The 22148-nt window shown below is 67.9% G+C and carries 17 protein-coding genes and 1 pseudogene; 5 read left to right on the top strand and 13 right to left on the bottom strand.

Annotation, left to right across the window (positions count from 1 at the left end; genetic code table 11):
• Positions 1-696: 696 nt before the first annotated feature.
• The 7 genes from NA11_RS33455 to NA11_RS33425 form a co-directional block, all read right to left on the bottom strand.
• On the bottom strand, positions 697-1569 hold the full coding sequence (locus NA11_RS33455; protein WP_245746375.1) for an inositol monophosphatase family protein: 873 nt from the start codon (positions 1567-1569) through the stop codon (positions 697-699).
• Positions 1551-2210, bottom strand: coding sequence for a hypothetical protein (locus NA11_RS33450; RefSeq protein ID WP_141717982.1), 660 nt, complete (start codon positions 2208-2210; stop codon positions 1551-1553). The genes NA11_RS33455 and NA11_RS33450 overlap by 19 nt, the downstream gene beginning before the upstream one ends.
• Before the next feature lie 26 nt (positions 2211-2236).
• The gene (locus NA11_RS33445; RefSeq protein WP_069166055.1) at positions 2237-3127 is read right to left on the bottom strand and encodes a hypothetical protein; all 891 of its coding nucleotides are present in this window, start codon (positions 3125-3127) and stop codon (positions 2237-2239) included.
• 331 nt (positions 3128-3458) lie between these two features.
• Complete coding sequence (locus tag NA11_RS33440) at positions 3459-3722, bottom strand: YciI family protein (RefSeq protein WP_069166054.1); 264 nt, start codon at positions 3720-3722, stop codon at positions 3459-3461.
• Positions 3719-4228, bottom strand: coding sequence for a transcription antitermination factor NusB (gene nusB, locus NA11_RS33435; protein WP_084655279.1), 510 nt, complete (start codon positions 4226-4228; stop codon positions 3719-3721). Before nusB ends, NA11_RS33440 begins: the two co-directional genes overlap by 4 nt.
• Positions 4229-4465: 237 nt before the next feature.
• The gene (gene efp / locus NA11_RS33430) at positions 4466-5029 is read right to left on the bottom strand and encodes an elongation factor P (protein ID WP_014986478.1); all 564 of its coding nucleotides are present in this window, start codon (positions 5027-5029) and stop codon (positions 4466-4468) included.
• A gap of 47 nt (positions 5030-5076) precedes the next feature.
• Positions 5077-6204 carry a M24 family metallopeptidase gene (locus NA11_RS33425; protein WP_069166052.1) on the bottom strand — a complete coding sequence of 376 codons (1128 nt, stop codon included), beginning with the start codon at positions 6202-6204 and terminating at the stop codon, positions 5077-5079.
• 226 nt (positions 6205-6430) lie between these two features.
• On the opposite strand from NA11_RS33425, the gene NA11_RS33420 reads away from it, so the two are divergent.
• The 4 genes and pseudogenes from NA11_RS33420 (at position 6431) to aroB (ending at position 11251) form a co-directional block, all read left to right on the top strand.
• Positions 6431-6907, top strand: a complete 477-nt coding sequence (locus NA11_RS33420) for a prepilin peptidase (protein ID WP_069166060.1) — start codon at positions 6431-6433, stop codon at positions 6905-6907.
• A 121-nt stretch (positions 6908-7028) separates the two neighbouring features.
• Positions 7029-8240 (top strand): chorismate synthase, encoded by a 1212-nt coding sequence (gene aroC, locus NA11_RS33415; protein WP_069166059.1) that lies wholly within the window; start codon positions 7029-7031, stop codon positions 8238-8240.
• Positions 8237-8755: pseudogene (locus NA11_RS46830) on the top strand (shikimate kinase); the annotation flags it as partial. The gene aroC and the pseudogene NA11_RS46830, both read left to right, overlap by 4 nt.
• Positions 8756-10132: 1377 nt before the next feature.
• Entirely contained in the window at positions 10133-11251 is a 1119-nt protein-coding gene (gene aroB / locus NA11_RS33405; RefSeq protein WP_069166051.1) for a 3-dehydroquinate synthase, read from the top strand.
• A 416-nt stretch (positions 11252-11667) separates the two neighbouring features.
• Here the strand turns inward: aroB and NA11_RS33400 are convergent, their stop codons facing one another.
• The 6 genes from NA11_RS33400 to NA11_RS33380 form a co-directional block, all read right to left on the bottom strand.
• Positions 11668-12150 (bottom strand): B-4DMT family transporter, encoded by a 483-nt coding sequence (locus NA11_RS33400; RefSeq protein ID WP_245746374.1) that lies wholly within the window; start codon positions 12148-12150, stop codon positions 11668-11670.
• 82 nt (positions 12151-12232) lie between these two features.
• Complete coding sequence (locus tag NA11_RS33395; RefSeq protein WP_069166049.1) at positions 12233-13048, bottom strand: shikimate dehydrogenase; 816 nt, start codon at positions 13046-13048, stop codon at positions 12233-12235.
• The gene (mltG, locus tag NA11_RS33390; protein ID WP_069166048.1) at positions 13038-14573 is read right to left on the bottom strand and encodes an endolytic transglycosylase MltG; all 1536 of its coding nucleotides are present in this window, start codon (positions 14571-14573) and stop codon (positions 13038-13040) included. The genes NA11_RS33395 and mltG overlap by 11 nt, the downstream gene beginning before the upstream one ends.
• Positions 14570-15220, bottom strand: a complete 651-nt coding sequence (ruvX, locus tag NA11_RS44255) for a Holliday junction resolvase RuvX (protein ID WP_084655276.1) — start codon at positions 15218-15220, stop codon at positions 14570-14572. The genes mltG and ruvX overlap by 4 nt, the downstream gene beginning before the upstream one ends.
• Positions 15220-17883 (bottom strand): alanine--tRNA ligase, encoded by a 2664-nt coding sequence (alaS, locus tag NA11_RS33385; RefSeq protein ID WP_069166047.1) that lies wholly within the window; start codon positions 17881-17883, stop codon positions 15220-15222. The genes ruvX and alaS overlap by 1 nt, the downstream gene beginning before the upstream one ends.
• Positions 17884-18600: 717 nt before the next feature.
• On the bottom strand, positions 18601-19947 hold the full coding sequence (locus tag NA11_RS33380) for a replication-associated recombination protein A (RefSeq protein ID WP_141717981.1): 1347 nt from the start codon (positions 19945-19947) through the stop codon (positions 18601-18603).
• 237 nt (positions 19948-20184) lie between these two features.
• Here NA11_RS33380 and NA11_RS33375 point away from each other — a divergent pair, with 237 nt between their 5' ends.
• Entirely contained in the window at positions 20185-21735 is a 1551-nt protein-coding gene (locus tag NA11_RS33375) for an alkaline phosphatase D family protein (protein ID WP_084655278.1), read from the top strand.
• Positions 21736-22148: the final 413 nt, after the last annotated feature.

Raw genomic sequence — 22148 nt, 5'->3', positions numbered from 1 at the left:
CCGTCCCGCTCGCTAGGAGACCGTGAAACCCGCGGATAAAACCACCACCCCAAACGCAACACGCCCTACGAAACCGCACCTGCCCCCAAGGCCGCGCCCGTCTGAAGCCGCGCCCGTCCGAGGCCGCGCCCCACGGGCTGGGTTGGACTGCGGTCGTGCCGCTTTGGGCTCGGCGAAGGCAGAGCTCCTTCGGCTCCACGGTCTCCTGACGAGTACGGCATCTCAGGGTTTGCATCCGATTAGCGTGGTGGCGTCGTCTGCCGTACCCGACTGACCTCCGCAGTCGATCACGCGTTCTCTTGTCCCAGCCGGGTCACTTGGCTGTGCTCTCGTTTCGAGAGCTTCGAGATCAAATTCATCGAATCCTCGCTCTCGCCAACCGGGTACACCAAATCTGTACCCTTCTCAGGTCCACGGCCGGGATCCACAAACCATCCATACGGTTCACAGAGGCTATAGGCCCTGTGAACCGTATGGAGGCTCTGTGGAATCCACGGAAGGGGTGCGGGCGCACAGACTGGGTGCGGATTTAGGCGAGACTGGCCGCGGTCACCGGTCTCAGGGAGCCTTGCGATCCCGATATGTGGGATCCAGGGGTAGGTTTGCGCCGAGGGGGTAATGGTGCAGGTGGCTTCTCGGGCGATGCCTACACCAGTACCCTCTCGATGGTGAAGCCGCGCTCGGAACAGGTGCGGGCTAGGTGGGGAGGCCGGTGACGGTTACTTGGGCGGCGGATTTGACCAGGAGGGTCAGGTCGGCGAGGGCGTCGGGGGTGGCGGCGATGAAATCTACTTCGCCGGAGGGGAGTTCGAGGCGGTCAGCCAGGGGGCTGCCTGCGAAGTCGGTCAGGTCGATGCCGGATTCGCGGGCGATGAGGGCGCCTGCGGGGAGGTCGACGATGCCAGCGCGGTAGCCGACGAAACCGTCGATGTCGCCTCGGCTCAGCATGATCCAGCACAGCAACGGGGACCAGAGTTGAATCAGCCTGCGGGACGCGGATTCCAGGGTGAGGCGCAGGGCGCGAGCGGTGGGGTCGGTGCGGGTGACCGGGTAGCCCTGGAGCCAAGCGAGCGTCGGGGACGAGCCGGAGCGGCGGGATCGACGCCACAGCGGGCCGTCGGGCCCGATAGCGCCGTGGCCGCGAACGGCCGACCAGGTGCGGTCGGCGAGCGGCTCGTGCACGATGCCGAGCACCGGTATTCCGTTGTGGCACAGGGCGATGCCGATGGTGCAGACGGGCAGGCCGATCGCGATGTTGTTGGTGCCGTCCAACGGGTCGACGATCCAGCACCAGGAATCGTCGGCGCTGTCCTGCCAGCCGGATTCTTCGGCCAGGATGCGGTGGTCGGGGAAGGCACGGCGAATGTGGTCGAGGATGATGCGCTCCGACCGTAGGTCGAGGTCGGTGACCAGGTCACCGCTCGCATCCTTGGTCCGCACGGTCAACGCACCGGTGAGGCCGGCCCGGATCGCCTGGCCCGCTTCGGCTATCGCCGCCGCAGCGACGTCGGCGGCAACCTCGACGATGGTGTCCGGCACCACGAGATTCATCACGTCGCTCGCTCGCATCGGTCCTCCAGGTGGTCCGGCAGGGGTTTTTCCTGCAGGTTGGCGAGCACGGTTCGCGCGGCACGCCGGGTTTCGGTGGGAGTGCACGAGATTCGGTGCACCCAGTGGTCGGTGGTGGCGAGGGTGCCGAGCGACAGGTCGGGACGATCGCGTCGATCCTCGCCGAGCACCACCGTCGCCGCCTCGCCCCGCACATCGGAGACGTGGAACGCGCCGTGCGGCAATGTGTACACCTCGCCCCGGTGGAACTGTTCGTGCGAGCGGATGCGGTAGGTGACCAGTCTGCGGGTGGCGCGGACCAGATCACCGTCGGCCGCGCTGTGAATCTCGAAGAGCCGGTGGGTCGGTCGGGCCGCCGCGGTGTCGACGTCCAAGATCTCGTTGCCCACCGTGCCGTACAGCACGGTGCTGAGCAGGTCCCAGCTGTGGGCGTGCATCGGCGAGGTGGTCGGTTCGGCGCGCACGCCCTCGGTCCACACGTGCACGCAGATGCCGAGGCCGACACCGCGCCAGGCGGGAAAACACAAGAACCCCAGCGGATGTCGCACGGCGGTCAGCGCACTACGACCGTCGACGATGGCCGCGAGGAGTTCGCGGGCCCAGCGCCGCACCTCGGGGGCGGCGGTTTCGGAGCCGATCAACGTTCGGAGACGGTCGTATTCGTTCACTAGTACGGATTTCTGGGTTGGAGCGCGCGACGCACGATGTCGGCGACGTCGCGATCGGTGAAGGCGGTCGGGAGTTCCATCCCGAGCGCCGTGAACAGGCCACGAACCTGATCAACGCTCGGCTCGTCGGCCAGCGGCAGCTCCTCGCTGCGACTCAGCGGAACCTGCCTGGTCTGTTTGAAGCTGGCGACCAGCTCCCGGTTGTAGTCGCGGTAGTACGGCTTGTCCCGCTCGAACATCATCGCCGGGGTGTTCGGATTGTCTTGCGTGACAATGACGCAACTCGACGACAGATCCCAGCGGAAGGTCGTCATCACCGACGACAGACCGACGTCGATGGTGAGGAAGGTGAACCGCTGCCGATACCAGCAGGCCGCGAGGATCGTGGCGAACGCCTCTTTGCGGGTGCGGTCGGTGGTCCACTGCTCCCCGGTCCGGTCGGCTTCGGGCGACAGCGAGGAGCGGAACTGCGCGTAGGTCTTGCACAGCAGTTCGTTGGCGGGGTCGAGGATCTCCAGCTGCACACGCAGCGGGCGCTGCTCGCGCCGCGCGTTCTCCACGCATTCGCGCAGTGTCACCGCGCGGATATAGGTTCCGGTGCCGCCCTTGAAGATCCATTGCTCGGTGCCGCGCCGCGCGAGGGTGTGCGCGTGACCGATCTCCGGCCCGTACAGCAGATGCACCGAGGACGCGTCCCGCACCGCCTTCGCCGACAGGTGCCGATCGCGCAGCAGAGTGATCGCGACCAGGCCGAGCACGAGCAGCATCGCGGCGTTCACCTGATCCGTGCCGATGACATCGAGGAACTGCAGCAGGCCGACGGTGATCGCGAGAATCACCGCGAAGGATCCGTCGACGTTGTTGCGGAACCAGATCAGTAGCCGTGCCATGCGCTCCCCTGCGTTTCCACCAGAATAGGCGGCCCGAATCGCTCCTGACGAGGGATGTGAGAAGTCGTGCGCGCCAACGGACGTTCAGGCATGGTCGCACGGCCGGGGCGCTGCGGCCCAGGTGGCCCACGGCACACCCCGCCGCCTTGACCTCGAGCACAGTTGAGGTACCAAGATCGTGAACGAGGCCGGGAGACCTGTTCCAGCCTTGTTCGCGCATCGCCGAGCGATGCCGGTCGTGCTCCCGCTGGTTTTCCGTACACCCACCAGCGGGAGCCACCCGGAGACGACAACAGCCGCACACCCGAAGGCATGCGGCTGCGTGGACGACTCAGTTCGGGGTGGTCGATTCCCATTCGTAGACGGTGACTTCCGACGAGCTGGTGGTGTGCACCGGGTCGGCGAACGCGATTTCGCGTGCGGCATCGAGGTTTTCGGCGTAGAGGAAGTACGCGCCACCGGTGCCGTCGGTGAATCGCGCACTCTCATGGAGCTGCCCACGCTCGTTGAGCCCACGCAGGAACTCCTTGTGCGGCGCGATCACGGCGCCGTCGAAGTGCGGCGTGCGCATCGCCAGCACCAGGTACTTCTTCACGCCTCCGGCTCCTGACGCGGCGCACGAGTGGCGGCCGCGGCGGCCCGTACCTGCGGCGCGACCAGCACCACCTGGCCGAGCACGCCGTTCACGAACGACGGCGAATCGTCGGTGGACAGCTCCTTGGCCAGCTCCACCGCCTCGTCCACCGCGACGACCGGCGGAACATCGTTGGCGTGGAACAACTCCCACACCGCGATCCGCAGAATGGCGCGGTCGACGGCGGGCAGCCGGGACAGCTCCCAGTCCTTCAGATACGACTCGATGGTGCCGTCCACCCGGTCGAGATCGTCGGCGACGCCCTCGACCAGCGTGTGGGTGTAGGCATGCACCGGCGCGACCGCCTGGTCACGCGTCGCCAGATCCACCCGCTCGTCGAGCAGGTCGGCCGGATCCACGTCCCGCGCTTCGGCCTCGAAGAGCAGGTCGACGGCCCGGCGGCGGGCCTTGTGCCGCGCGCCGAGCTTCTTGAACGTGGACTTCTTGTCTACTGGCTGTTCCGCCACAGTCACCATTATCCCGGTCGCTTGTCCATGGCGACAGCGGCGGGCCCGTCCGGGGTCACGCCGCGTGCCGCCTTCGGGCCCATCCGCTGCTTGCTGCCTTGTTTTGGCGGCGAGAGCTGCGCCTACATCGTCACGCTTCGCTACCGCCTCCGGCGCTGACGCTCCCGCCGCAGTTGCGTCGGCGGCGAGAGCTGCGCTTATACGGTCACGCTTCGCTACCGCCGCCGACGCAGTGGATCAGGCGTTGACTCGGCCGAGGTAGCTGCCGTCACGCGAGTCGATGCGCAGCTTGTCGCCGGTGTTGATGAACAGCGGAACCTGCACCTCGGCACCGGTCTCCAGCGTCGCGGGCTTGGTGCCACCGGTGGAGCGGTCGCCCTGCAGGCCGATGTCGGTGTGCTGCACCTCGAGCTCGACCGTCACCGGAAGCTCGACGTAGAGCGGGGCGCCCTCGTGCGTGGCGACCTGCACGGTCATGTTCTCCAGCAGGAACCGGGCGCCGGGGCCGATGGTCTGCTCGGAGATGGAGATCTGGTCGAAGGTGTCGCCGTCCATGAAGACGTAGTCCGAACCGTCGTGGTACAGGTAGGTCATGTCGCGACGGTCGACCGTCGCGGTCTCCACCTTGACGCCAGCGTTGAAGGTCTTGTCGACAACCTTGCCGGACAGCACGTTCTTCAACTTGGTCCGCACGAAGGCGGGCCCCTTGCCCGGCTTGACGTGCTGGAATTCGACGATCTGCTGAAGCTGACCGTCGATCTTCAGCACAAGGCCGTTCTTGAAGTCGCTGGTGTCCGCCACTGTCCTCGGATCTCCTAGTTCGTAAACAACATGATGGTCAGCCGTCGTCATTCGACGACGGTCAGGTCTTTGCTGGTGTTGGTGAGCAGCTCCGGGCCCCCTTCGCGCACCACGAGCGTGTCCTCGATCCGGACCCCGCCGCGGCCGGGAAAGTACACACCAGGTTCGACGGTCACCGCCACGCCAGAAAGGAGTGTACCGGTTCCGTTTTTCGCGATTCCCGGCGCTTCGTGGATCCGCAGTCCCACCCCGTGCCCGAGGCCGTGCACGAACAGCGAGCCGTATCCGGCGTCCTCGATCACCTTGCGGGCGGCCGCGTCGACGTCGCACACCTGCACGCCTGGCCGCAACGCTTCCCTACCCGCCCGCTGCGCAGCCTCGACCAGCTCATATACCTCGCGCTGCCAGTCGCTCGGCTGGCCGAGGACGAAGGTGCGGGTCATATCCGAGTGGTAGCCGCCGATCAGCGCGCCGAAGTCGAGTTTGACGAAGTCGCCTGCGGCGAGCACGGCATCGGTCGGCCGGTGATGCGGGACAGCCGAATTCGCGCCGGTCGCGATGATGGTCTCGAAGGCAACCGCGTCGGCGCCGTGCTCGAACATCGCCCATTCGAGGTCCCTGGCGACCTGGCGTTCGGTGCGGCCAGGACGCAGCCCGCCGCGTTCGAGCAGGGTGGCGAGCCCGGCGTCGCCTGCCGCGCATGCCGCGCGCAGCTGAGATACCTCGTAGTTGTCCTTGACCATCCGCAGTTGCTCGACCAGCCCGGGCGTGGCGACGAACTCCAGTCCGGTGCGCTGTTCGACGAAGGCTTTGTGCTGGTCGACGGTGACGATGTGGCTCTCGTAGCCGATGCGGCCGAGCTGCCATTCACCGGCCAGCTCCACGATCCGGCGAGCAGTCGCCCTGGCGATCTCCGCGCGCAGGTCAGGCACCTGCTCGGCCACCTGAGTCCGATAGCGGCCGTCGGTGCCGATCACCGAGCGCTCCTCGGCATTGCGCATGTCCCAGGAGTGCACGAGCAGCGCCGCGTTGGATCCGGTGAAGCCGGTGAGGTATCTCAGGTTCACCAGATCGGTGACCAGGAGGGCGTCCACTCCGTTTTCCACCAGGAGGCTCCGCAGCGCGCCACGCCGCGCGGCGTAGTCGGGTGCATGGCCCACGTGATCAGCACACATGTGTCAAAGCTACCGCCGACACGCCGATTGGCCACAGACAACACGTGGTACCACTGCCGCCACTGCGCTGACTGCCGGGCGCGGCGCCGTCGAAATACCGTTGATGCTCGCCGTTTTTCACATACCGGACGGCATGCTGATCACCTGGTGTCCACATGCGAAGAATCTATCCACATTCGGGCCGAGCGGGGTTGTCCGCGGCGGTTATCCGACGATGCTGGATGCCATGCCACTCGTCGCGTTCGCCGCCCTCCTGGCGTGGTGTGTTGCCTTGTGTGTCATCGATTTTCGACACCGCCGATTGCCGAATGTGCTGACCGGATGGGGTGCGGTTGCGGTACTCGGATACGCCTTGTCCACAACACGACTAACAACCGCGCTGGTCGGTGCCGTGTTGCTCGCGGTTCCCTATCTGGTGGTGCACCTGGCACTGCCCGCGGCGTTCGGCGCGGGCGACGTGAAACTCGCCGTCGGACTCGGCGCCGCGGCCGCGCTCGGCGGCGCGCAGACCTGGGTGTCGGCGGCAGTAGCCGCGCCATTGCTCACCGCCTGCGCGGGAATTGTCCTGCTCGGGCTGCGCCGGATCCGCGCGCCCGCCGAGCCCGGCGACGCGCCGCACCGAATCACCGTGCCGCACGGGCCTGCGATGTGCCTGGCGACGCTATGCGCGCTGGCCACAGCAAACGCGGGCGGAACAGGGTGAGAGCGATGTGCCGCACCTGCCGGCCGGCACTGCACCCACCCACCCCGCCTGCTCCGCCCGCTGCCGTCCCCGCGTGGGCCACGTGCCGAAGCACCCGCGCCGACATGGGAAGATGGTGGGCGTGTTGCGCTGGATAACTGCCGGAGAATCCCACGGTCCCGCTCTCGTCACCATCCTCGAGGGGATGGTGGCCGGTGTCGAGGTCACATCCGACGAGGTCTCCGCGCAGTTGGCGCGCAGGCGCCTCGGCTACGGCCGCGGCGCGCGGATGAAGTTCGAGGCCGACAAGGTGACCGTCATCGGTGGTGTTCGGCACGGCCGGACCATGGGCGGCCCGGTCGCCATCGAGGTGGCCAACTCCGAATGGCCCAAGTGGACCGAAGTCATGTCCGCCGATCCGGTCGACCCGGCCGTGCTTGCCGAACTGGCCCGCAATGCCCCGCTCACCCGCCCGCGCCCCGGGCACGCCGACTACTCCGGCATGCTCAAGTACGGCTTCGACGACGCCCGCAACGTGCTGGAGCGCGCGAGCGCACGCGAGACCGCGGCCCGCGTCGCGGCGGGCACCGTGGCGCGCAACTTCCTACGACAGGCGTTCGGCGTCGAGGTCCTCTCGCATGTGGTGTCGATTGGCGGCGCACAGAACACCACCGGCGTGGTGCCGACCGCAGCCGATCTCGCGGCCATCGACGAGAGCCCGGTGCGCGCGTTCGACAAGGACGCCGAGGCCGCGATGATCGCGGAGATCGAGGCGGCCAAGAAGGACGGCGACACCCTCGGCGGCGTGGTCGAGGTGGTCGTCGACGGCCTTCCGGTCGGGCTCGGCTCGTTCATCAGCGGCGAGAACCGTCTCGACTCGCGACTCGCCGCCGCGCTCATGGGCATTCAAGCCATCAAGGGCGTCGAGGTCGGCGACGGCTTCGAGACCGCGCGCAGGCGCGGCAGCCAGGCGCACGACGAGATGCGACCCGGACCCGACGGCGTGCTGCGCTCCACCAACCGCGCCGGCGGGCTCGAAGGCGGCATGACCAACGGTGAAGCGCTGCGGGTGCGCGCCGCGATGAAGCCGATCTCGACGGTGCCGCGCGCTCTTGCCACCGTCGACATGACGACCGGCGAGGAAGCCGTCGCCATCCATCAGCGTTCCGACGTGTGTGCCGTGCCCGCCGCGGGCGTCGTCGCCGAATCCATGGTGGCGCTGGTGGTCGCGCAGGCCGCGCTGGAGAAGTTCGGCGGCGACTCGCTCAGCGAGACGCTCGACAACATCACCAGCTATGTGAAGCGGATCAGCGCCCGGCCACACCTCGCGGCCGCCGACGCCAACACGCCATGATCGTGCAGACCGACCCGCGCGCACCACGGGTGGTGCTGGTCGGACCGCCCGGCGCGGGGAAATCGACGATCGGCCGCAGGCTCGCGAAGGAGCTCGGCGTCGAGCTGTACGACACCGACGTCGGCATCGAGCGCGAGACCGGGCGCACCATCCCGGAGATCTTCGCGACTGACGGCGAGCCCGAGTTCCGCAAGATCGAGGAACGCGTGGTGCGCCGCGCCATCCTCGCCGAACGCGGCGTGGTTTCGCTCGGCGGCGGTGCCGTGCTGTCCAAGGACACCAGGGCACTGTTGCGCAACCGCACCGTCGTCTACCTGGAAATCAGTGTGGGCGAAGGACTTCGCCGCACCGGCGCCAGCACCAGCCGCCCGTTGCTCAACGGCGCGGACCCGGCCGCGAAGTACCGCGAGCTGATGCGCAAGCGCCGCCCGCTGTACCGCGAAGTCGCCACCGTCCGCGTGCGCACCGACGGCCGCAGCCCCGGCCGCGTCGTCAAAATGGTCCTCGCCAAACTCGGTTTCGAATCGGTGAACCCCGGCGGCGACGCCGACACCGACCCCCCTGAGCTAGCCGAACCAACGATCACCCCCGACCCCACCCCCACCGGAAAGCCACAGGGCGGCGGCCGCTCTCGCGCCCGCCGCCGAGCCCGAGCCCGAGCCGCCGCCCGCCGCGCCACAACCCAGGAAGACAACCCCTCACCTCACACCAATAATGCAGCCGCACAAGCGAACACCCGCCTGCACAGTGCGGCCACCCAAGACGACAACGCCACCGCACAAGGACAGAGCACTACCGGCGCCCTAGAACACGGCGCAGTCACCTACGGCCAAAGCGGGGGCGCACGAGGTAACAACGCCGCCGCACGCGAGCAAGGCGCAGGCGCCTACGGGCACAGCGGGCACAGCGGGCACAGCGGGCACGCCCTAGGCGATAACGCCGCCACGGGTGAGCAAGGCACAGTTGCCTACGGACACAACGGAACCGCGCAAGGCGACAACGCCGCCGCACGCGAGCAAGGCGCATGCGGACACAGCGGGCACGCCCAAGGCGACAACCATGCCGGGAGTGGGCAAGGTGACAACGCCGCCGCACGCGAGCAAGGCGCATGCGGACACAGCGGGCACGCCCTAGGCGACAACGCCGCTGGGCGCGGGCAGGGCGCGGATGTGTGCGGACAGAGCGGGGCCGCGCAAAGCGATGTCACCGCTGGGCGCGGGCACAGCGTGGGCGCTGCTGCCGCGCAGGGGCATAACTCCACCGGACAGTTCGGCGTCGACGCATCGGATCGTGGTGCGGCGGTGCGGAATCCTGCGGATGGATCCCGGGAGCAGGCCACGTCGGGTCCGGCCGGAAGGGCCGATGGACAGGGGGGTGGGCGGAGTTGGCGGCGGCGGCGCGCCACGAGGGCTGCGGGTCAGCCGAACAGTGCAGGCGCGGTGCCGGGCGGGCAAAACCCTGCGGCTGCTGAGTCCGTCGATAAATCTGCGGCGTCGTCTGACGGTGCGACCGGGCGGGGGTGGCGGGCGCGGCGCGCGGCCGCACCGGACGAGACCGGCGCGAAAACTCAGGACGGGGCCGAGGATTCGGGTACCGGAGTGGGTACGAGCGGACGGGCCAGGCGGGCGCGTGCTCGTCGCGCGCGGGTCCGAGCTCGCAAACATCAAGAAGCACACACAGAATCGGAGCAGCAGACTTGAGCCAGCGCCGCGAGCGAACAACAGACACAGCCGAGCTCTCGCTCGTGACGGAGCCGAGTCTCAGCGAGGCGCAGGCATGAACGAGCGCCACGAGCGAACCATGGACACAGCGCGTCTCGCGCACGACGGAACCGAGCAGCAGCGCGGTGCGGTCGTGCGCGCGAAGCAGTCGACTGTGAGTGAGGTGCAGGCATGACCGAACCGAATCGTCTGGAAGTGCGCACCGCCGATCCGTATCCGGTAATCATCGGACGCGGGTTGCTCGGTGAACTCGTCGAGTCGGTCGCCGGCGCCACCAAGGGCGTGCGCACCGTGGCGATCTTCCATCAGCCGCCGCTCGCGGAGACCGCCGAGGTGGTGCGCAAGGCGTTGGCCGACACCGGCATCGACGCGCACCGCATCGAGATCCCGGACGCCGAGGCAGGCAAGGAGCTGGCGGTCGCCGGGTTCTGCTGGGAGGTGCTCGGCCGAATCGGCTTGACCCGCAACGATGTCGTGGTGAGCCTCGGCGGTGGCGCCGCGACCGATCTTGCGGGTTTCGTGGCCGCCACCTGGATGCGCGGCGTCCAGATCGTGCATGTGCCGACGACGCTGCTCGCGATGGTCGACGCGGCCGTCGGCGGCAAGACCGGCATCAACACCGAGGCGGGCAAGAACCTGGTCGGCTGCTTCCACGAGCCTGCCGCCGTGCTCGTCGACCTGGCCACGCTGGAGACGGTGCCGCGCAACGAGATCGTGGCGGGCATGGCCGAGATCATCAAGGCCGGTTTCATCGCCGATCCGGTGATCCTGGACCTGGTGGAGCGTGATCCCGAGGCCGCGCTCGACCCGACCGGTGACGTGCTGCCCGAGCTGATCCGGCGCGCGATCCAGGTGAAGGCCGATGTGGTCGCCGCCGATCTCAAGGAGGCCAGCCTCCGCGAGATCCTCAATTACGGCCACACGCTCGGCCACGCGATCGAGCGCCGCGAACGCTACCGCTGGCGCCACGGCGCCGCGGTCTCGGTCGGCTTGGTCTTCGCCGCCGAACTGGGCCGTCTCGCAGGACGTCTCGACGATGCCACCGCCGACCGGCACCGCACCGTCCTGGAAAGTGTCGGCCTGCCGACCACCTACGACGCCGACGCCCTCCCCCAGCTTCTCGACACCATGCAGACGGACAAGAAAACCCGTTCCGGCGTCCTGCGTTTCGTCGTGCTGGACGGCCTCGCCAAGCCGGGCCGCCTCGAGGGCCCCGACCCAACCCTGCTGGCCGCCGCCTATTCCGCGGTCGCCCGCGAAGGCACCCCCAACACCGGCATCCTGCTGTAACCCGCACGCACACATAGAGAACGGCGCACCCACTCAGGGTGCGCCGTTCTCGTACCCGGGATCAACTGAATACCGTTCCCCCGACGAGCAGGTTTCGTGCCGAGTGGGAACTGGTGGCGGGGGCTTCTCGGCCGATGCCGCCACCAGTTCCCAGTGATCAGTCGACCAACTCCGTATGCGGTGCGGATACGGCGTATCGGTCCCGGTATGTGGGATTCGTGGGGTGGTTTCGTGCCGAGGGGGCAGTGGTGGCGGAGGCCACTCGGGCGATGTCGCCACCAGTGCCCCGTGATCAACCGACCAACTCCAGAACCGGTGCGGATACGGCGAATCGGTGCGGGCAGGATGGGACGGAGCCAGGGGCCTCGCCTCGCGAGATCGAGAGAACTGGTGGCCGCCGATGGATCCCGTACGGGTCAGGCGGGGCTGCCGGTGGGGGTTTGCGCAGCAGGACGTTGGGCTGCGGTGCTCTTGTTCGCTTGGCGGTCGGTGAGGCCGCGCCCGATGCCGACGCCGATCAGTGCGGGGATGAAGATCAGCAGGACGATGAATGCGGCGGACGCGGTGAGCTCGAAGAGCAGCCCGTTGTCGCCGAGGTCGAACCTGGGCAGCCAGTCGACCAGCCACGCGCCGAGGCCGCTGCCAACGCCTGCCGCGGCGGCGGCTTTCAACCACAGCAGGGTCAGGTCGCTGCCGCGCTCGGGGTCGGGCTGGGCCGTCCTGTCGGCGCGTCCGTCCAGGAATCCCCAGTACAGGATGGCCGCAACGAGCACGAGCAGGGCGAGGACGCGCATCCACGCCCCGTGGGTCGGCCAGTACACCATCGTGAACCCGAGTACGGCGCGCAGGAAGACGACCAGCGCACCGAGCACGATGGCCCGCAACACCCAAGCATTCATGCGCACCACCATAACCCTGCGCAACTCCGAACCAAACTAGAACCGGTATCAGTTTTTCTCACCGGTCTCACCGCACGAAAGGTCAGTGCCCCTCGTCCAACGCCGCGGCCATCGCCGCGCGCGGCGCAGGCTGCCCGGTGAACTGCTCGACCTGTCCGTATGCCTGGTTCAGCAACATCTGCAACCCGCTGACCACCGTATGCCCGGCCCGCACCACCGCCTCGGCCAGCGGAGTCGGCCACGGGTTGTAGATGGCGTCGAGCACCACCGGCGCGCCCGCGACCGCCTCGGCGACCTCCGCCGCCGCAGCGGCCGGAATCGTGCTCACCACGGCACCCGCCCGCTCACACAGCCCAGCCAATGCGGCCGGATCGAAACTGGTCACCGCCGCGTTCATGCCGAGCCGCTCCGCGAGATCCAATGCGCTGCTTGCCCGTCCGGCATCCCGCGCGATCACGGTGACGGTCTTCGCACCCAGCTCGGACAACGCGAGCAGCGCGGGCCGCGCGGTACCGCCCGCACCGAGCACCACCGCCTCGTCGATGTCGGCGATCCCACCACCGCGCAACGCGCCGAGCACGCCGTCCACGTCGGTGCAGTCCGCCCGCCAACCGCCGTCGATCCGGACCAGCGTGTTGGCCGAGCCGACCAGCACCGCCCGCTCGGTGCGCTCCGCGGCGTAGGCCAGCGCGGCCTCCTTGCCCGGCATGGTCACCGACAGCCCGACCCATTCCGGCCCGAGCCCGTCGACCAGCCCGGGCAGCTGCTCGGCCGAGCATTCGATGCGCTCATAGCTCCAGTCGAGCCCGAGCGCCCGATACGCGGCCAGATGCAACTGCGGCGACCGCGAGTGCGCGATCGGCTTGCCGAGCACTGCCGCCTTGCGCTCAGCGGCCACTGTCGAGAATTCCGCTCTGCTGAGCCTGCAGGATGTACTTCTGGTGCTGCTTGTAGTCATCGGTGAACAGGGTGGTGCCCTTTTTGTCGACTGTGACGAAGTACAACCACGGCCCCGGATCCGGATTCTCCATGGCGCTCAACGCTTTCAGCGACGGCGCCGCGATCGGGGTCTTGGGCAGGCCTGGCATCGCGTAGGTGTTCCACGGCGTCTCGGTGAGCCGGTCGGCGTCGTTGGTCTGCACCTCGGTGCGGTCGAGCGCATAGTTCACGGTCGAGTCGAACTGCAGCGGCATGTTGTCCTTGAGCCGGTTCACGATCACCCGCGCGACCTTGCCCATGTCCTGTGGCTTCGCCTCGCGTTCCACGAGCGACGCGGCGATCAACGTCTGATACGGCGACAGCTTGGTCTCGCCACCGGACTGCAACAACCCGGTGGATTCGTACGCCTTGGCACTCGACGTCACCAGCTGCCGCAGCATCTCCTCCGGCGTGCCGCTCGGGTCGAAATCCAAGGTGCCCGCGGCGATCAGGCCCTCCAGCTGCCTCGTCCGGTCGGGGCAGTCCTTGACACCCTGCGCGGCCCAGGCAGGCACGCCGAGCGCGGCCAGATCGACGCTCGCGCCCGCGGCGTCGAGTTGTTCTGGGGTGACACACTTCTGGGCCGCGCCGATGCCGATGCAGCTGGCCGCGGACATCATCCGGTAGATGCCGTCGGTGCGCTTGCCCGTGCCGACCTCGAACTGGTCGTGCAGCAACCGTCCCTCGGGGATGACCAGGTTGCCGACCCGAGACTGCTTACCGAGCAACGCGCTGACCGCCTGTGCGGCGGGGCTGCGGCTCGGGATCGCGTAGAAGCCGGGCTGCACCGAGTTCATGTTCGAATTCCGCAGTGCCGCTTCGACGAACGCGCCCGTGCTGGCGACGACGCCGCGCTCCTTCATGGCCGTGGCGATCTGCGACGACGTGTCGCCCTGGTGCACCTGCACCACCACCAGTGGTCCCGCCGGTCCCGCGTAGTCCTCCGGGGAACCGAGCGACTGCACCAGTTTCATTCCCGCGAACACCGCGGCGCCGGCGAACAACAGCACGAACACGCCGGCGAACAACCACATGGTGCGGCGACGACGCTTGCGCTCCTTCGCTTTTCGGGACGCGACCCGGGAGGAACGCCTGCTGCGCGTACGCGGCCGCCGTTCTTCCTCGTACTCGTCGTCGTCCTCGTGCTCGGGCGCTTCCCGGCGACCGACGCGGGCTCGCTGTTCCCGCGGTGCCCGTCGACGTTCGACTACCGGCTCGGGTGGCTCCATGTCGTCGGTGTAGCGCGGGATGACCGTAGTGTCGTCCTCGTAGTCGTCCCAGTCGTCCTGCTCCCGGCCGACCACTCGATTGGTCCGGCCGCGCGTGTCTCTGCTGTTCTGCCCACCGCTGTTCTGCCCACCCCAGGCTCGGTCATCACGCCGGTAACGCCGATCAGCTTCGCGCTGTCGGTACCGTTCCTCGGCCCGTGCCCATCGATCCGTCATGCATCGTCCTCAGACGATGCATGAGCTGAGCCCGCGGAATGACCCGCCGACTCAGCGCGGACCGCTTCAACCGACCTCAACACCGCACTCCGTTCGTCCAACCATCCTTGCAGGATCGAGACGGCCGCCGCCTGATCGATCACTTGCCGCTGGCCACGCGCGCGAACTCCACTGTCCCGCAATGCACGTGCAGCTGACACGGTAGTCAAACGTTCGTCGGAAAGCCGTATAGGCACCGGCGACACGGCGGCTTGCAACTGCTCAGCGAATGCGGTGGCAATGGTAGCCGCAGTACCTTTCTCCCCACGCAATGTTCGGGGCAGTCCGACGATAACCTCAACGGCCTCGTACTCCCGCACAATTTCAGCAATTCTAAAGATGTCGGGCGCCAACCCACCGTCACGGCGACTCGACTTAGCCCGAGGCACAGTCTCCACCGGCGTGGCGAGGATGCCGTCCGGGTCGGACGAGGCGACGCCGATGCGGACACTTCCGACATCAATCGCAATTCGCCTGCCGCGCCCCGGATCGGTGTCAGGGTGGGGGTGGTCGGCGCCCTGCGGCGCCGACCTCTCAGGACTATCGGGGTCCGCCAGCCCACCTGTCTCCCGGCCATCGCCCCCGACCGAATCGCTTCGCGATGCCATTACTTCGCGAGTTCGGCCACCCTGGCGCGAACGGCGGCCAGGCCGGTCGGAATGCCAGACGGGTCCGAACCCGCACCCTGCGCCATCTCAGGCTTGCCGCCGCCACGCCCTGCGATGCTCGGGCCGAAGCTCGCGACCAAGTCACCGGCCTTGAAGCCGAGGTCCTGGGCACTCTTGTTGACGGTTACCACGAACGGCACCTTGCCGTCGGCGTTGCCGAGCAACACCACCACGGCGGGAAGCGTGCCGAATCTGCCGCGAATATCGGTGGCCAGCGTCCGCAGATCACCGGCAGGAACACCCTCGGGCGCGGCGACGGCAACCAGCAGCACGCTACCGATCCGCTCGGCCTCCTCGACGAACTTGCCCGCAGCCGAAAGCACCGCGGCCATCTTGGTGCGCTCGAGTTCCTTCTCGGCCGCCTTGAGCCGCTCGACCAACTGCTCGACCCGCGCAGGCACCTCGTCCGAGGGCACCTTCAGCGACGACGCGACACCGGCCAGCAGCGCACGCTCCTTCGCCAGGTACTGGTAGGAGTCCAGACCGACGAACGCCTCAACGCGACGGATGCCGGAGCCGACCGACGACTCACCGAGCACGGTGATCGGGCCGATCTGCGAGGAATGCTGCACGTGCGTACCACCGCAGAGCTCCATCGAGAACGGGCCACCGATCTCGACAACGCGGACCTCGTCACCGTAGTTCTCGCCGAACAGCGCCATCGCGCCCATCTGCTTGGCCTTGGTCAAGTCGGTGACGAAGGTGTTCACCGGATAGTCCGCGCCGACCGCATCGTTGGACACGGCCTCGATGTCGGCCTTCTGCTGCTCGGAAAGCTGCCCCTGCCAATTGAAGTCGAAGCGCAGGTAGCCCGGCTTGTTCAGCGAACCGGCCTGCACCGCGTTCGGGCCGAGGATCTGGCGCAGCGCGGCGTGCACCATGTGCGTGCCGGAATGGCCCTGGGTGGCGCCCCGGCGCCAGGCCGGATCCGCTTGCGCGAGAACGACATCGCCCTCGGTGAGCTGGCCCTGCTCCACGGTGGACTTGTGCACCCACAGCTTCTTGGCGATCTTCTGCACGTCGTTGACGCGCACCTTCAGACCCGACGCGGTGATGCTGCCACGGTCGGCGATCTGGCCACCGGACTCGGCGTAGAGCGGGCTGCGATCCAGGATCACCTCGATGTCGTGACCGACCGTCGCGGTCGGCACCCGCACCCCGTCGACGATCAAGGCCAGCACATGCGCCTCGGAGGTCAGCTCGTCGAAACCGGTGAACTCGGTGGGACCGCGGTCGACCAGCTCCTTGTAGACCGTCAGATCGGCGTGCGCGTGCTTGCGGGCATTCGCGTCGTCCTTGGCGCGCTTACGCTGCTCGGCCATCAACGATCGGAAGCCGTCCTCGTCCACCGAAAGGCCCGCCTCGGCGGCCATCTCCAGGGTGAGATCGATCGGGAAGCCGTAGGTGTCGTGCAGCGTGAAGGCGTCCGCGCCCGCAATCGTCTTGCTGCCCTTGGCTTTCACGGCCGCGGCGGTGTTGTCGAACAGGGTCGACCCGGTGTTCAACGTCTTGAGGAACGCGGTCTCCTCGCCGACCGCGACCGTCTCGATGCGGCGGAAATCGGTGGCGAGCTCCGGGTAGGACGGCGTCATCAGGTCGCTGACGACCTTCACGAACTCACCCATCACCGGCTTCTCGGCGCCGAGCAGCCTGGCCGAGCGCACGATCCGGCGCAGCAGGCGGCGCAGCACGTAGCCGCGGCCGTCGTTGCCCGGGTTGACGCCGTCGGCGATCAGCATCGCGCCGGAGCGGGCGTGGTCGGCGATCACCCGGAAACGCACGTCGTCCTCGTGCGAAACGCCGTAGGACCGGCCGGTCAGCTCCTCGGCCTTGTTGATGATCGGGCGAAGCAGGTCCGTCTCGTAGACGTTGTCAACGCCCTGCAGCAGGAACGCGACACGCTCGACGCCCATGCCGGTGTCGATGTTCTTCTTGGGCAGCGGGCCGAGGATCTCGAAATTGTCCTTGCCGGTGCCCTCGCCGCGCTCGTTCTGCATGAAAACGAGGTTCCAGATCTCGAGGTAACGGTCCTCGTCGGCCTCCGGGCCGCCCTCGACGCCGTACTCGGGGCCGCGGTCGAAGTAGATCTCCGAGCACGGGCCGCACGGGCCGGGAATGCCCATCGACCAGTAGTTGTCGGCCATGCCGCGGCGCTGGATGCGCTCGGCGGGCACGCCGGTCTCCAGCCAGATCCGCTCGGCCTCGTCGTCGTCGAGGTAGACGGTGGCCCAAAGCTTTTCCGGGTCGAAGCCGTAGCCGCCGTCCTCGACGCTGTTGGTGAGCAGCGTCCAGGCGAAGGTGATCGCCTCGCGCTTGAAGTAGTCACCGAAGCTGAAGTTGCCCGCCATCTGGAAGAAGGTGTTGTGGCGGGTGGTCACGCCGACGTTCTCGATGTCGCCGGTGCGCACGCACTTCTGCACGCTGGTTGCCGTCGCGTACGGCGGAGTCTGCTGACCGAGGAAGAACGGGACGAATTGCACCATGCCTGCGTTGACGAACAGCAGGTTCGGGTCGGCCAGGATCAGCGAGGCGCTGGGCACCTCGGTATGACCGGCACGGACGAAATGGTCCAGGAAGCGCCGTCGAATCTCGTGGGTCTGCACAGATATCCAGCCTACCGGTGCGGTGCACGTGGTTTTTCATCGACTGGGGTGCTCTGGACCACCCGGCAACCTCACCGCGATTTCGGTCACGCGACTAGTTACCGATCACGCAGTGCGTGAGCTCCGCGCGTTGGTGCAGGCCACTCACCCCGAGCCCGCCCTCAACCCGCGCGTGGACGCCGACGGCGGCGGTCTGCTCGCCTCCGACGAACCGGCAGGGCGTGTCGCCTCTCGGCCCGACGGCGCGTCGTCACCGCAATCAATGATTGGCAGCCGACCTGATTCAGTTGGCAGCTACCGGCGGCCAGCTCGCCGGCGGCGCTGGGCACGGGTCCGCCGACGGACGCGCGGCACCCCCTCAGCCCGACCCCTCGCTCGCCGCCGCCGTCACTTCGTTGGCAGCCGACTATCTAATTGGCGGCGTCGCCAGTGGTCGGCAGCCAACTGATTCATTCGCCGCCTCGACCGGCTCGTCCGTCGGGCGCTGCACAGGGAGTCCGTCCCGCACGCGTGCGCCCACTTTCCCCGGATGATCCGCCGGAGTTCGCCGACCAGGGGCCGACCTCGCGGCACCGACGCCCGCGGCTCATTGGCAGCCGACTGATTCATTGGCAGCGTCGCCAGTAGTTCGTCGGCAGCCGGCCGATTCATCAGCCGCCGCGGCCGACTCGTCCGCCGGGCACTGGAGTCGGAGTCCGCGCGCACCGGCGTGTGCGCCTACTTTCCTCGGATGATCCGGCGGAGTTTGTCGACTCGGGGGCCGACCTCGCGTTCGTTGCCGTGGTCGGTGGGTTGGTAGTAGTCGACGCCGACCAGTTCGTCGGGCGGGTACTGCTGGGCGAGGACGCCGTCGCGGTTGTCGTGCGGGTACTTGTAGCCCTGGGCGTTGCCGAGTTTCGCGGCGCCCGCGTAGTGCCCGTCGCGCAGGTGTGGCGGTACCGCGCCCGCCTTGCCCGCGGCGACATCGGCCATGGCGGCGCCGAGTGCCGCGATCACGGCACCCGACTTCGGCGCGCTGGCCAAGTGAATGGTGGCCTGCGCCAAAGCAAGCCGGGCTTCCGGCAGACCGACCAGCTGGACCACCTGGGCGGCGGCCGTCGCCGTCTGCAGTGCGGTGGGATCGGCCATGCCGATGTCCTCGCTGGCGTGGATCATCAGTCGCCGCGCGATGAAGCGCGGATCCTCGCCTGCCGTCAGCATTCTCGCGAGGTAGTGCAGCGCGGCGTCGACGTCGGAGCCACGGATGGATTTGATGAACGCGCTGATCACGTCGTAGTGCTGGTCGCCTGCTCGGTCGTAGCGGACGGCGGCCTTGTCCACGCTGGCTTCGACGAGTTCGACGTCGACGGTGCCGTCCAGCGAGGATTCCGCGGACGCCTCCAGCGCGGTGAGCGCGCGGCGGGCGTCGCCGCCCGCGATGCGGACGATGTGGTCGAGCGCCGCGTCGGTGACCGTGTACTGATCATCGAGGCCGCGTTGATCGTGGATCGCGCGACTGAGCACCTGGCGGATGTCGTCCTCGGTCAACGACTGCAGTTGCAGCACCAGCGACCGGGACAGCAGCGGCGACACCACAGAGAACGACGGGTTCTCCGTAGTCGCGCCGACCAGCAGCACGATCCGGTTTTCCACCGCGGCGAGCAGCGCGTCCTGCTGGGTCTTGGAGAAGCGATGCACCTCGTCGATGAACAGCACGGTCTGCTCGCCGACCGACAGCCTGCGCCTGGCCACATCGATGACCGCACGCACTTCCTTCACTCCGGCCGACAGCGCCGAAAGCGCCTCGAACCGTCGTCCGGTCGAATGCGAGATCAGCGAGGCGAGCGTGGTCTTGCCCGTGCCGGGCGGCCCGTACAGCAACACCGACGCCGCACCGGACCCTTCGACCAATCGCCGCAGCGGCGACCCGGGCCCGAGCAAGTGCTGCTGCCCGACCACTTCGTCCAACGAAGCAGGCCGCATCCGCACCGCCAACGGCGCCCCGGCATCCCGGCGCACCACAGTGTCGATGCTGTGCTGCGCAGGCACCTCATCTCCAGGCACGTCGAACAAGCCATCACTCACATCGGCCAACGTTACCGAGCAACACCGACAACCCAGCACGCACCGCCGCTCCAACCACGCCGCAGTGACACGCGGTGGGGTGAGCTGGGGTGCGGCGGGTTGATTTGCGTGTCGGTCGTCTATCGGATGTGATCAATACTCGTGGCTGAAAACGTGATCGTTTCAGATTCTCCGGTTGGGCCGTTCGCGCGACGCACGCTGCTGATAGGCGGGGCGGTGGCGGTCGCGGCGACCGCGATGCTCAATCCGGCGTCCGCGCATGCCGCGGGCGCTGTGTTCCAGCACGGAGTCGCGTCCGGTGATCCGCTACCAGAAGGTGTCATCATCTGGACCCGCGTCACCGTGTCCGATGCTGCCACGCCCGGCTCCGGGGTCGGCGAATCGGCAAGCGTGCGTTGGGAAGTCGCGCGGGACGAGGCGTTCAGCTCCGTCGCTGCATCCGGAAATGTCAGCGCCGGTGCGGCTTCCGATCACACCGTCAAGGTCGATGTGTCCGGCCTCGCGCCGGGCACGGTCTACTTCTATCGGTTCACCGCACTCGGTCAAACCTCCCTGGTCGGCCGCACCCGCACCGCGCCCGCGATCTCCGACTCCCCCGACCGCCTGCGCTTCGGCGTCGTGTCCTGCTCGAACTGGGAGGCCGGATACTTCGGCGCATACCGCCACCTGGCGGCCCGCACCGACTTGGACGCCGTCGTGCACCTCGGCGACTACATATACGAGTACGGCCGTGGCAAGTACGGCGGCCGCAACGGCACCGTCCGTCCGCACGATCCGGCGAACGAGATCATCACCCTGGCCGACTACCGAATTCGGCACGCGCAGTACAAGACCGACCCCGATCTGCTGAATCTGCATGCCCGCCAGCCATTCATCTGCACCTGGGACGATCACGAATCCGCCGACAACTCCTGGTCCGGCGGCGCAGGCAACCACGACCCGGCGACCGAGGGCAGCTGGCAGGACCGCAAGGCCGCATCCGCCAAGGCCTACCTGGAATGGATGCCGGTGCGCGCCAAGGGAACCGGCGGCGACGTGCAGATCTACCGCAGGCTCCGGTTCGGCACCCTCGCCGAACTGTCCATGCTCGATCTGCGCAGCTACCGCGATCAAGAGGCGAAGCCGGGCGCGCGCGATGCCGACAACCCGGCGCGCACCATCACCGGCAAGGCGCAAATGGACTGGCTCACTGCCGGTTTGGCGTCCGCGCCGGTGCGCTGGAAGCTCGTCGGCAACTCGGTGATGATCGCGCCGCTACTCTTCCCGCCGCTGGACCCGGCCGCCACCGCGGCGATCACCGGCACTCTCGGGTTGCCGCAGGCGGGCACGCACGTCAACGGTGATCAGTGGGACGGCTACACCGCGGACCGCCAGCGACTGTTCCGCGCGATCACCGACCAGCAGGTCTCGGACGTGGTGTTCCTGACCGGCGACATCCATTCCTCCTGGGCCGCCGACCTGCCCGTCGACGCCGCCACCTACCCGGCGGGCAAGACGGCAGGCACCGAGTTCGTCGTCCCCTCGGTCACCTCGTCGAGCATCGGCGATCTGCTGAAGCTCCCCGCCGCAGGGATCGCGGAGTCGATCAAGGGCGCCAACCACCACCTGCGCTACGTCGAACTGGATTCCCACGGCTACGGCGTCTTCGAGGTCACTCCCGACCAAACCCAGATGGACTGGTTCTACCTGATCGACGTCACCGACCCGAATTCCGCTGTCCGCCACGGCACTTCCCTCGCCGTCCGCTCCGGCGGCCGCCTCGAGCCCCGCCCATCCCCCCTGAGCTGACCCACCTTTCACCTTCACAGCGACACATTTCCGCCATGTCCCACTCGGTGAGATGCACCCTCGCGAGTGGGACACGACGGAGGCAACACGCCGCAAACGCCTCCACCATGTCCCACTCGCGGAACCATCATCCGCGAACGGCCCATAGTTGCATCGACTTTGGGCCGGAACGGCTGCTGAGCCGCGTTGACGGGAGAGAACCCGCGTCGACGGTAGTCAAATGGTTGCTGACCGCCGTTGACGGGAGTCAAATGGTTGCCCGGCCGCGTTGACGGGAGAGAAATGGTTGCTCACCGCCGTTGAGCGGAGTCATATGGTTGCAACACGCCGCACGACACGCACCATTTCTCTCCCGTCAACTTCCCCAAGATCACTTCCCGAAGATCTCTGGACCGGACCACAGCCAAGTGACC

This window comes from Nocardia altamirensis NBRC 108246 (assembly GCF_001612685.1).
Classification (GTDB): domain Bacteria; phylum Actinomycetota; class Actinomycetes; order Mycobacteriales; family Mycobacteriaceae; genus Nocardia; species Nocardia altamirensis.
This window is presented reverse-complemented; position numbering and strand designations above follow the sequence as displayed.